The organism is Neolewinella agarilytica, assembly GCF_900110645.1.
Lineage (GTDB): Bacteria > Bacteroidota > Bacteroidia > Chitinophagales > Saprospiraceae > Neolewinella > Neolewinella agarilytica.
This window is the reverse complement of record NZ_FOFB01000013.1, coordinates 63230-75303: the sequence shown is the minus strand read 5'-3', so window position 1 is coordinate 75303 and position 12074 is coordinate 63230. Positions and strand designations below refer to the sequence as shown.

The following is a 12074-nucleotide window of genomic DNA, read 5'->3' as shown; positions in this document are numbered from 1 at the left end:
AAATACTGTCATTCTCCCATTCACTCATTCCTTCATTCACTCATTTCTTCATTCACCCATTCCCTCATTCCGCTAACCCAAACGCTACATACCCATCCCCCGCCAGCGTATTCAGTTTCCCACCCCCGCAGGCAATCACCACGATCTGCTTCCCATCAATCTCATACATCGCAGGCGTAGCAAAGCCCGCTGCCGGAAGCTTGTATTTCCAGAGTAGCTCGCCCGTCCGCTTGTTATAGGCTTTGAACATCGGGTCGCCGGTGGCGGCGATGAAGAGGAGTCCGCCAGCGGTAACGACGGGGCCGCCGTAGTTTTCCGTTCCGGTATGTAACATCAAGAGCGGTTGGCCTTTTCCTCCGATTCCACTACGAGCGGTCGGAGATTTCTCCTCTCTCCCTCTTCGCTGCGCTGGAGGGCGCTCGTCGAAATGATCCGTCCGACCGCCTCCGCTAGAGATGATGGTTAGTCCTTTATGCCTCTACAATCAGCTCCTTTATTAGCCGTAATTCCTGCGGAATTACTGGGGGAAAACTCTAGTTTCGATGGTATAGCTTTTAAATCCTACAAATCCTTTTTCTCATTCTAAGAATCCAACTCACCCGTTGGCATTCTCCCATTCCTCCATTCTCTATCTTCGCCCCCATGCGATCCGCCACCCTCGCCCTTCTTGCTTCTTACCTGCTCATTAGCCTGGTACATTTCTGCTATTACCCCAAGTGGCAGCAGGCGGGGGCCGAGGCGACCATCAGTTATGATGTGAGCGGCTACTATATGTACTTACCGGCTGCCTTCATTTATCAGGACCTTAAGGAAGTTAAGTTTCTGGACGACGTAATCAGTGATTATCGTCCCACCAGTGACCCTTACCAGGCTTTTACCCATGAGAGTGGTAACCGGGTCATGAAATACAGCCTCGGGCAGTCGGTCATGTACCTGCCGTTTTTTGCCGTGGCACATGGGTGGGCGAGCGTGAGTGAAATCTATCCCGCAGATGGTTTTTCTCATCCCTATCAGTTCATGATCTCGTTGGGGAGTCTGCTCGTTAGTTTTCTGGGCTTGTACTGGCTGATGGTTTTACTCCGGCACTACTTCCGGGAAGAAGCGGTGGCCCTTACGCTGCTTTGCATCGCTTTTGGAACGAATTACCTGAACTATTCGGCCATTGACGGGGCCATGACCCACAACAATGTTTTCACACTCTACGCGCTTTTGTTGCTCACCACTCACCGGTTCTACACTAAGGCGAGCTGGCGGCGCGCGCTGCTGATTGGGGGGTGTATCGGCTTGATGGCGCTTACCCGACCGACGGAAATCATTGCGGCTTTACTGCCGATTCTATGGGGGTTAGACCTGACGAAGAAGGGCGCCATTCAGGAGCGATTGGCTTTCTTTGGCCAGCATTGGGCCAAGCTGGTGGGCGCGGCAGCTGTGACACTTGCCATTGGTTCTTTACAGCTGTTTTACTGGAAATACGTCAGCGGAGACTGGATCGTATACAGTTATCAGGATCAGGGTTTTGACTGGCTGAAGGCACACATTTACCACGGTCTATTCAGTTATAAAGCGGGCTGGCTGGTGTATACGCCGCTGATGGCTTTTGGGGCTCTGGGCTTCCTGCCGCTCTTTTTTCAGCGGAGAGAAATCTTCTTCCCGACTTTCCTCCACGCGGTGCTTTTCATTTACGTCGCCTTCGCCTGGAGTGTTTGGTGGTATGGCGGAAGTCTGGGGCAGCGGACGATGGTGCAGGCTTACGTAACGCTGTCTTTCCCGCTCGCAGCCTTTCTGGGATGGGTTTTTGGTTGGGAGAAGGACCTCGAAGCGTCCCGGAGCGACGAAGGAGCAGAGGGACCTTCGAGCGTCCAGGGTCTTGGGGCGCAACCGCAGGTGCAAGGCGTAGCTAAGGAGCAAGGAAAAACTTCCGCCAAAATCCTTCCCTTTTTCATAGGAGGTTTGCTCCTCCTCTTCACCTGGCACAACCTCTGGTTCACGCATCAGGCTCATCGGGGCGGACTCTTCCTGACGGAGCAGATGACGGAAACTTATTTTTGGCGGACACTTTACACCTTCGACAAAAACTATGATGACCGCCTCGCTCTCGACACCCCCGAGTTTTTCCCGGGGGAAGCGACCATCGGTCAGCTTCTCTACGAGAACGACTTCGAGGACCGCTCCACCGACGACTGTGGCCTGACTCCCGTAACGGGTAACGGTGCATTATGCCTGGTGGCTAAACAACAGAACAGTCCGGATTTTATCACCGACATCGACCTGCCTCCCCGCACCTGGATTCGTGCCTCCGTCGACGTTAAAATCGATCAGCCGCGCGGTAACCGCGACAACTCCGCCCAGATGATCATCGCCTTCCGCCGTAACGGCGTAGAGGTAAAGCGCCGGATGATCCGGATGCACCGGGTCCTCAATCACGACTGGCGCCGTAGCGTACACATCGACTCTAAAGTCCCCGATGCTGGAGCCGATCAGGTTGTCGTCTCCTTCTGGAATGGTGGTAATTCTCAGCCAGGGATGGTGTTGGATGGGCTGCGGGTTTTTACCGTTGAGTGAGTTGGTTGTGACTCCCCCGCCCCCCAACCTCCCCCCTGCATCCCGCGTCCGCGCCCTAAATTTTGTCCCTTCCAGCGAAAATTCGCTAACTCCTCCCTATCTTCACCGCCCCAACGAAAACATCATGCAATATATCTCCACCCGTAACCTTCGTTTCATCCTGAATGAAGTGTTGGACCTGAAAAAAATCCGCTCCTTCGAAGCTCACGAAGCTTTTGACCATGAGGCCACCGAAATGACCCTGGATGCCGCCAAGGAGCTGTCGGATAAATACTTGTTTCCCTACTATCGGGAGATGGACAAAAAGAAAGCTTACTATAAAGATGGAGAGGTCCACGTATTGCCGGAAGTAGGAGAGGGTATGCGGGCCATGGGCGCCGCCGGTTGGTTGAACGCAGCCTGGCCTTATGAAAATAACGGACAACAAATGCCTACGGTCATTCTGAATGCCGCGGGGCTGATCTTTCAGGCTGCCAACGGAAATATGGCTGCTTACAGCTTCCTCACCACGGGCGCCGCTAACCTGATTCTCAATTTTGGCTCCGACGAGCTGAAGGCTACCTACCTGGAGAAAATGGCCGCCGGTGAATGGCAGGGAACCATGGCTCTGACCGAGCCGCAGGCCGGCTCTTCGTTATCAGATATCACTACTTCTTACGAGGATCTCGGTGATGGCAGCTACGCCATCAAGGGACAAAAAATCTACATCAGCGGCGGAGATCATAACGCAACGGAGAATGTTGTTCACCTGCTGTTGGCCCGCAAAAAAGATGGCCCCAAAGGCATGAAGGGCGTCAGCCTTTTCGTGGTGCCCAAGCACCTGCCTACGGAAAATGGCCTGGTGGATAATCACGTTACCACCGCCGGCATCTACGGTAAAATGGGACAGAAAGGCTACGTCGCCGCTCACCTTATGTACGGCGAACAGGGACAGACGAAAGGCTACCTGGTGGGAGAGGAGTTCCGTGGGCTGAACAATATGTTCCAGATGATGAACGAAGCCCGGATCGGCACGGGCGTTATGGCCGCCGCCTCGGCCTCAGCGGCCTACTACGCCAGCCTGCAGTACGCTAAAGAGCGCCCGCAGGGGCGCCATCCCGGAAACAAAGACGTCAACACCGGGCAGGTGCTCATCATTGAGCACGCCGACGTTCGCCGGATGTTGCTTTTCCAGAAGGCCGTCGTGGAAGGTAGCGTTGATCTCCTGCTACAGTGTTCCCTCTGGGAAGACATCAGTAAGGTCAGCCAGGACCCAGCCGAAAAAGAACGTACTCACCTGTTGATGGAGTTGCTGACGCCCATCGCTAAATCATTCCCCAGTGAGTACGGCACCGAGGCCGTCAGCCAGGGTATGCAGGTGCTCGGTGGTGCCGGTTACACTGATGATTTTCCGCTGGAACAGATCTACCGCGACATTCGCGTAAATGCCATCTACGAAGGAACCACGACCATTCACGGCCTTGACCTTCTGGGGCGTAAACTGATGATGCATAAGGGTAAAGCCCTGCAATTCCTCACGGAGGAAATGCAGGAAACGATCTCCACTGCCGTTAACCACGACGAAACCCGCAGTATGGCGGAAACCCTCGGCAAAAGCCTCGGGGGAGTACAACAAGTTCTGGGGCATCTGATGGGATTAGCGCAAAGTGAAGACCCAAAAGTCTTCCTGGCCGACGCGACGATCTTCCTTGACTACTTCAGCCTGCACGTGCTGGGCTGGCTTTGGCTGCGGCAGGCAGTGGCCGCCGCTAAGGCGGCTCCCACCGCTGACGGACAGGATGAGGCTAATTTCTACCAGTCTAAAATTCACACCGCTAACTTCTTCTTCCAGTATATCTTCACCCGGACTTCCGGGCAAAAGCGCACCTTGCTGGGCACAGAACGGGTAACCCTTAAGACACCAGGAGAACTATTGGTGTAGGTTTAGGGCAAAAGAAAAGGGAGCTGGACGTGGTCACAGAATCTGGCAAGCGTGCAGGTGCAAGGGTGGTTGAAAAGCGGGGATGGCTTACCTTTCGCCAAAAACCGAACTATGGCTTCCTCTCTCATTGGTGTTCTGAAGATTCTTTTTACCAGAGACTTGACAAAGCTTCGGGAGGAGATCTCCCGCTATGAAAACGAAGAAAACCTCTGGCGGGTAGCTCCTGGTACCACCAATTCCGGAGGTAATCTCTGTTTGCACCTGATCGGAAATCTGAATACTTACATTGCTGCGGAGTTTGGCGGTACGGGCTACGTCCGGGATCGCGCGCATGAGTTTGCCGGGAAAGATATTCCCGTTGCTGAGTTACTCGTTATGATTGATCGTACCATCGTCGACGTAAATAAGGGTTTAGACGAAGTAGCGGAAGAACAACTTCTTCAGGATTATCCGCAGTTAGTCTTCGCTGAAAAGACAACGACGGAATACTTCCTTGTACACCTGGCTGGTCACCTGAGCTACCACCTGGGGCAGATCAATTATCATCGTCGAATGCTGGAGGCGGGGTGATGGAGTTGTTGGGCGGAGAAGCTCCTGCTCCGACGGCGAACGGGGCCAAAGGCTCCCGAACCGAGCAATAGCGGTAGCGACCTTAGGGAACAGGTGTTGCAGGGGCAAAGCCGCTTCGCTCCCTTGCCTGGTCGAAGCTGGAGCTCCTCCTCCCAATGAATATATAGGCTACACTACCCCTAAGCTCGCAAATTTCTGTCCCAGTACTGCCATAGAATCGCCTTCCAGCCAGTCGTCAATCAAGGTTGCATAGCATCGTCTGAAATCTATTTCGTGAATGATATCTCCCCGGTCAAGGGTGGAGAGGTTAGGAGCATTATTGAAAATGCCCGCCGTCTTCAGTTTACCCCCCATCAGGAAGACATTGTTGGCCGTGCCGTGATCCGTTCCGCCGGAGGCATTTTGCTTCAGGCGGCGACCGAACTCGGAAAAGGTCATGATGAGCACATCGTTGAAAAGGTTGTTCGCCTTCAGGTCTTCCACGAGGGCCGCAACGGACTGAGCGTATTGAGCGAGTAGTCGCTGCTGGCGGTTTTGCTGTTGTACGTGGGTATCAAATCCGCCGAGGCTGGCGTAATAAATATTGGTAGCAGTATCTGCTGTGATGAGCTCGGCGATCTGCTTGAGGTCTCTGCCGAAGGCTCCTTTAGGATAGTCCGCAGTAGCCTTCTTTACCTTGGATTGCTCGAAGAGGTACCCCGCTGCTTCCGTTGTTTCGGTGAGCGTTTTGTAGAGGTAACCCAGGGAAGGGTTGCCGGCGGTGTGGTCTGCCGTCAGGCCGTGCAGCCGTTGGTTACGGACCGCCTGTCGCAACCGGTCAGGCCGGCTCATGGCAAAACCCGTCCGGGTGGCTCCCTTCATCGCCAGGCTCAGACCATCATCTACTTCCAGAGCGTGGTAGGCAGGCTTGCCGGCGGCTGCAGTGTCCAGGTGGCGGCCGATCCAACCGGTAGACCAACTTTCAGTAGCCGGGCTACCCGTTTGCCATATGTCCATAGACCGGAAATGGGAGCGGTCCGGATTGGGGTAACCCACACTGTTGATGATGGTCATTTCTCCCCGGTCGTACAGCTTGCGTAAAGGCAAAAGTGCAGGATGTAAGCCCTGATGATCATTGAGGCCCAGTACTTCCTTTCGGGGGATACCCAAGACCGGACGGTTCTGGTAATAAAGATCATCGCCAAATGGGATGACTGTATTGAGGCCGTCGTTGCCACCGGAGAGTTGTAATACGATCAGGATTTTGCCCGAGCGCGAGGCGAGTCTGCTGGCATTAGCCATGGCCGAGCTCCGAAGGAAGTTCGGGGTAAACATCGCCGTGGAGGCCAGCGTGGAGTTTCGGAGGAAATCTCTTCGTTTCATATTGTTCGGGTTTTAGCAGACCTGATATTCGGGAGAACTCATTAGTTGGAGAGCTTGCAGATCGGATGCGGGACTAAGCTTCAGACTTGGTGATGAAGTGGCGGCAAGCAAAAGCTCCGATAGTTCAGCGGAAGATATTGCTGCCAGTTGCTTCAGGGGTTCCAGGTTCATCACGGCCCCCAATTTTTTAAGCTGGCGCTTATTATCCTGTTCCAACTCGGGGGCAAGTTCGAAGTTGAACTCTCCGGCCTGGAAGATGGCTGCGGCCAGATTGAGCCGTAGCAAGAGGGTAGAGTTGTCGATCCAGTATCGCCCACCCGGCCAGCCCGCCACATTGGGCGGGCGGAAGAGCACCTGCCCCAGCGCCAGTTGTAAAATAATGATGCCCTGTGGCGAAATATCACTGACGTTGAGCTGCCGCATTAAGCCCGCAAGCAATTCAACGGGGCTTTTAATTTTGTTGCCAATGTTGTTCGGGGCATAAAACCAGTCGCTGCTAAAAATGGTCCGCATCAGTTGACCGATGTCATAATTCTGACGGAAGCTGTCCGCAAGCTCTTGCACCCTGACTTCGTCTACTTCTTCATTGACGAAGTAGCGGTAAATTTTGCGGCAGATGAATACTGCAGCCGCAGGCTGCTCGAGGATCATGTCAAGGATATCGGTTCCGTCGAACTCTCCGGTTTTACCCAAAAAGGTTTTCGTTCCGTAATCGTGTAACCGGGCCCGAAAGAAAAATTCTCCCTTCAGGTTACTGGACCAACCCGTGAAGGCCCGTGCAGCTTCTTTTACGTCCGTCTCCGTGTAGTTTCCCCGGCCAAGCGTGAAGAGTTCCATTACTTCACGGGCAAAGTTTTCGTTGGGGGAAAGCTTTCGGTTTTGCTGATTGTTGAGGTAGCGGATCATCGATGGGTCCCGGGCAATAGCCAGTAAAAGGTCCCTGAAGTTACCCAGCGCATATTTTCGAAGGGTATTGAGTTGCTGAGTGGCCAGCAGACTGAACTTAGTCTCACAGGCAAAATGACCGTGCCAGAACAAACACATTTTTTCCAGTAGCGCATCCTCCTTTGGGCTGGCCATACGCTTTAGCCATCGCACGTTGATTAAGGAAACGTCTTTTCGCTCCTGCTTTTGTAATTCCATCCGCTCCTTCGGGCTGATGTTCTTTCGGGTATAATCAGGTGTTTGCCCTGCTTGTAAAACCTTTGCTGGCACCTGCGTCCGCGCAAAAAGATCCTCGAGTGCATCCTTGAACGTCATCTCTCGCAGCTTTAGCCACTCCTGCGGACTGAGACCAAATCCTGCCCGACGGTAGAGATGATGAATTTTAGCGTGATCGGTCATAGATTGGTGATTTACGGATGTTGGATGAACGAGAAAAGGAAAGGTTTAATTGGGTGGCTACTGTCACTAAGGAATGTTTTGGGCGGAGGAGCTCCAGCTCCGAAGAGGTAAGGAGCAAAGCGACGGGAGTGTTCACTGAACTGTGTCTGGATCAAAAACACGATCTTAGATTATGTCCAAGAAAAAGAATACTAAAAAAGCGAATGTTGAAGATGATGCCTTCGACTTTGATAGCTATCGTCAAGAGGTTATCAAGGGCCTAATGAGTGGAAAAAAGCTTACGGGAGACGAGGGTTTGCTGAAGCCCCTAATCGCTAACTTCGTAGAAGGTGCCTTAGCCGCAGAACTAACCGATCATTTAGCAGAAGACGAAGCTTTAGGGATTGCCAATAAACGTAACGGTCTGGCAAGTAAAGAGCTCCGTACGGAGTCTGGGCCAGTAGATATCACCTACCAACGTGATCGTAATGGCAGCTTTGAGCCCATTACCGTTAAGAAGCGACAAAAGCAGATGGGATTGGGCTTCGACAATCAGATCCTTGAGCTTTATGCGATGAGTAACTCCATCGAAGACATTCGCCTGCATTTGATAAAGATGTATGGTGCAGAGATGAGTCAGGCTCGTATTTCAGGTGTCATCAACCAAGTATGGGAGCTTGTCGAAAAATGGCAAAACCGTCCCTTAGATACTTGTTATGTCGTAATGTTTATTGATGCTGTCCATGTTCTAGTTCGTCGAGACGGACAAATGCGCAAAGTGGCTCTTTACGTCATTTATGGCATTACAACAGAGGGTAAGCGAGACATTATAGCCCTTATTCCTGGTCAGGGCTCTGAAAGCGCGACGGAGTGGAGCCGTTGCTTGCAGCAGCTTAAGAATCGCGGATTACAAGATGTTTTTTATGTCTGTAGCGATGGCCTGGCTGGGTTGCGAGATGTAATAGCAGAAGCGTTCCCACAAGCCAATATTCAACGTTGTATGGTTCATAAAATACGTAACTGCTTCCGACTCCTAGACGAAAAGGACTCCAGACAGGTAATGCGTCAACTCAAAGATGTCTACAATGCTGTCAACGAAGCTGAAGCAAAACGTAAGCTGGAAGACTTTGGAGAATACTGGGAGGGCAAATATGATGTGGTCGTAGACTTATGGAAGAAAGATTGGTCGGACTTGATGGGCTGTATGGACTTAAGCCCTGCGCTCAAAAAGCTCACCTACACCACTAATGCTATTGAGAATCTGAATAGAGAGATCCGACGAGTCACCAAGACAAAAGGAGGATGGCCAAGTGATAAATCACTGCTTATTCAACTCTTCTTATCTTTAGAAAGAAAAAAGGGCAGTTGGAATAAGACTGTTCAGAGCTGGGCAAGCATTCGACGGGAACTCATGCGGTCACACGGAATTAGATTTACTCAACATATTGAATAAACCTAGACACAGTTCAGTGAACACTCCCAACCGACTTTGGCGATGGAACATCTCCCTCCTAAAACTGCGAAGCAGTCCATCAAAACTCCTTATCCCCAAACTCACTCTTTACCTTCCTGACTTCCCCCTTCAGCCTGGTGAACCGATAAGCTACATTCAGCCGTATTCGATCTGTCTCATAGACGTAATTTGTTGTGGTGAAAAAGTTGTCCCGGACCGTCGTGATGCGCTGCTCGTTGTTGTCCCACAGGCCAAGGCCAAAGTGCTGCCACTGTAAACGGATGGCTAGTCGTTGCTTCGGAAAGTCCCGGCTAACGTTGAGATAAGGGTTGAAGAAGCGCCCGTCTTCGCCCTGAGCCGTTACACGCCTGGAGAGGTAGTTGATGCCCAACTGAAAATCCAGGTTTTTACCGAAGGAGATATCGCTTGTGGCATTGACGGAATAGATCCAGTTGTTGGTGTCAATCCGGTCACCGAAGAGGTCACCGACAATGGCGTAGCGGTAGACATTACCACCAACGTACAGCCGCCAGGCTTCAGTAGGGTAGAGGGTGGCACCGAGTTCGAGCCCGAGGGCGTCGGCTTTGCCGACATTGGTGTAAATGCGGTTGAGGATGGTGTCGTTATAGACGGTGTTTACCCGGTTGATGACGTCGGTCGTGCGACGGTAATAGGCCGTGGCGAAGAGGGAATTATCGCCAAAATTACCGATCAGGCCGAGCTCGACCAGGTCCGTTAGCTCGGGAAGTAATTCGGCGTCGCCCTGCTCCAGGGTTTCATTGTGTTCCCGTTCGGGGAAGGGGGTCATCTTGAAGGTTGTCGTCCGGTCAATACGCCGGCTGTAGCCGGCGCGGGCGGAGAGTTGCTCACTCATGCGGTACTTGGCGTTGGCGGACGGATAGAGGCTCAGTCGGTCAAGCGTAAAGGTGGTGGCTGGTCGGTCGAGTTCCACGGAGCGATCAAAATATTCGAGCCGCAAACCGGCGCTGTACTGCCATTGCTCGCTGCTGCCGCTGAATTGGCTGTAGGCCGAGTGAATGTCTCGCCGCAGCAGGATCCCATTCGTGAATTCGGGATTGTCAATCCAGACATTATTCTCCAGGTCGCGGTCCTGATAAAGGAAATCGCCCGGGTGCTTCAGGTAGCGAAACTGGTAGCCGGTTTCCCATTTCAGGTTACCGACCATGGCTTCATAATCAGCGTTAAGCCGGAACCCATCGAGTGGATTATCATTGGTGTTGAACTGTTGTTGCAGCGGAACGTCGAGAGTAGGGCCGCCAAAGACATCATTATTGGTTGGTCCGCCGAGAATGGTGCGTTCGTAGAGCCCGGAGAGGCTTAATTTCCGATCGTTCCCCAAGTCTGCCGAGTAGTCAAGTGTGCCGATGAGAAAGTCTCCGCGACGAACCCGAAGGTTTTCGTTGTAGTAAGTGAGCCGGTTGATTTCTTCTCCTTCGGAGGAGACGTCTCCGCTGGCCAGAAAACGGTCATAGAGGCTTTCAAGGTCTACGGCAGCGGGGTTAACGGTGGCCCGCCGTTGGTTTTGATAGAGAATATCTGCTGTGCGCCACACGGTACGCTTCCCCGCCAGAAAGCCTGCCCGGAGGCTTTGGGTTTTGCTGAGTTGCTGAGCCACGGACAGGCGGGCGGAGTAGCTTTCGCGGTCGTGGCTCCGCTCTCCGTCGGAGGGGAATTCAGTGAGCACATTGCCGGTCAGGGTATTAACGTAGCCTTCGCGGCGGCCGTTGTTGTCGTCACGGCGATAGTCGAGGCCAACGCCAATATCCCAGTCGCCGCGGCGGTAGGTGGCGCCCAGGTCAGCACCGTAGCGGCGGGGCTCGGCCTTATTGTCGTAGTTGCGGATGCGGGGCGCACCCAGGCTGACGTTGGCCGCCAGGCTCCAGCCATCGGTTGTGCCTTTTCGGGTGGTGATGTTGAGGATGCCCGCCTTGCCGTCAGGGTCGTATTTCGCGCCGGGCGTGGTGATGATTTCAATCTTTTCCACTGCGTTAGCCGGTAGCTGGGCCAACACGGTGGCGGGGTCGGTTTGTACGGGGCGGCCGTCGATCATCAGGGTGAAGCCGGTACTGCCGCGCACGTTTATCTCTCCGGCAGAATTGACGCTGACGGCGGGGAGGTTAGCGATGGCATCAGTGGCGGAGCCGCCGCGGGCGTTGGTAAATTGTTCGGCATCGAAGATCTGTTTGTCGAGGCGATGAATATCGGTCAGTTGTTTGCCCGTCACCCGTACTTCCTCCAGAATTTGGGCGCCGGAGCGCAGGCGCAAAGTGAAGTTGGGTGGCAAAGAAGCCCCTCCGGCAAAAACCTCGCTGAAGCTGTCGTCATAACCAATAAAGCTGGCGCGAAGCAGCCAGCCGTCGCGGCCCTTTACTTTGCTCATTTTAAAGGCTCCCATGGCACCTGCGACCGCGCCGCCGATAACACTGGAATCCACCGCACTTAGCACGCTCACCGTCGCATACTCAACTCCCTGGCCACTATCGGCATCAATTACCCGGCCGCTTACCTGGGCGAGCAAAAGTTGACTGCTAAAAAGTAAAAGCAAGCTGATGTAGCGCATAAGGCAAAAGGTGAGGGGCCGGAAACATATCCTAGGCTGGCGAAAAATTACGACTCTTTGTTAACCCTTGGAAAGTAAATGCCGCTAACAAGTATTGACTGGTAGTATTTTACCAATTAATGGTATTAGACTTGTTGCGAGCTCACCCTGCCGGCTGCGATTCGCCAATTTTATCCTGAACTGCGTTGCATCATCGGTCATCTGGCTTAGGCCAGGCTCCCTTTTCGCGCCTTGTTCAGAACAAAACCTGCCGTCGCTCGCTCGGAAAGCGAACTCGCAACAAGTCAATTAATCACGTCCTT

Annotated in this window: 7 protein-coding genes and 1 pseudogene; 4 read left to right on the top strand and 4 right to left on the bottom strand. The window is 53.1% G+C overall.

Annotated features, from left to right (window positions below; genetic code table 11):
* Nucleotides 1-64: 64 nt before the first annotated feature.
* Nucleotides 65-325, bottom strand: a pseudogene (locus tag BM123_RS12715) (pyrroloquinoline quinone-dependent dehydrogenase); the annotation flags it as partial.
* A gap of 317 nt (nt 326-642) precedes the next feature.
* Here BM123_RS12715 and BM123_RS12710 point away from each other — a divergent pair.
* The 3 genes from BM123_RS12710 (at nt 643) to BM123_RS12700 (ending at nt 5053) form a co-directional block, all read left to right on the top strand.
* Nucleotides 643-2562, top strand: coding sequence for a glycosyltransferase family 39 protein (locus BM123_RS12710; RefSeq protein WP_090169071.1), 1920 nt, complete (start codon nt 643-645; stop codon nt 2560-2562).
* Nucleotides 2563-2686: 124 nt separating this feature from the next.
* The gene (locus tag BM123_RS12705; RefSeq protein ID WP_090169069.1) at nt 2687-4483 is read left to right on the top strand and encodes an acyl-CoA dehydrogenase; all 1797 of its coding nucleotides are present in this window, start codon (nt 2687-2689) and stop codon (nt 4481-4483) included.
* A gap of 111 nt (nt 4484-4594) precedes the next feature.
* Entirely contained in the window at nt 4595-5053 is a 459-nt protein-coding gene (locus BM123_RS12700) for a DUF1572 family protein (RefSeq protein WP_090169067.1), read from the top strand.
* A 168-nt stretch (nt 5054-5221) separates the two neighbouring features.
* On the opposite strand, the gene BM123_RS12695 is transcribed toward BM123_RS12700, so the two are convergent.
* Complete coding sequence (locus tag BM123_RS12695) at nt 5222-6415, bottom strand: DUF1501 domain-containing protein (protein WP_090169065.1); 1194 nt, start codon at nt 6413-6415, stop codon at nt 5222-5224.
* A 12-nt stretch (nt 6416-6427) separates the two neighbouring features.
* Nucleotides 6428-7759, bottom strand: a complete 1332-nt coding sequence (locus BM123_RS12690; protein WP_090169064.1) for a DUF1800 domain-containing protein — start codon at nt 7757-7759, stop codon at nt 6428-6430.
* Nucleotides 7760-7931: 172 nt separating this feature from the next.
* Here BM123_RS12690 and BM123_RS12685 point away from each other — a divergent pair, with 172 nt between their 5' ends.
* Nucleotides 7932-9191, top strand: coding sequence for an IS256 family transposase (locus tag BM123_RS12685; RefSeq protein WP_090169062.1), 1260 nt, complete (start codon nt 7932-7934; stop codon nt 9189-9191).
* A gap of 79 nt (nt 9192-9270) precedes the next feature.
* On the opposite strand, the gene BM123_RS12680 is transcribed toward BM123_RS12685, so the two are convergent.
* Nucleotides 9271-11772, bottom strand: coding sequence for an outer membrane beta-barrel family protein (locus tag BM123_RS12680; protein WP_090169060.1), 2502 nt, complete (start codon nt 11770-11772; stop codon nt 9271-9273).
* Nucleotides 11773-12074 lie beyond the last annotated feature (302 nt).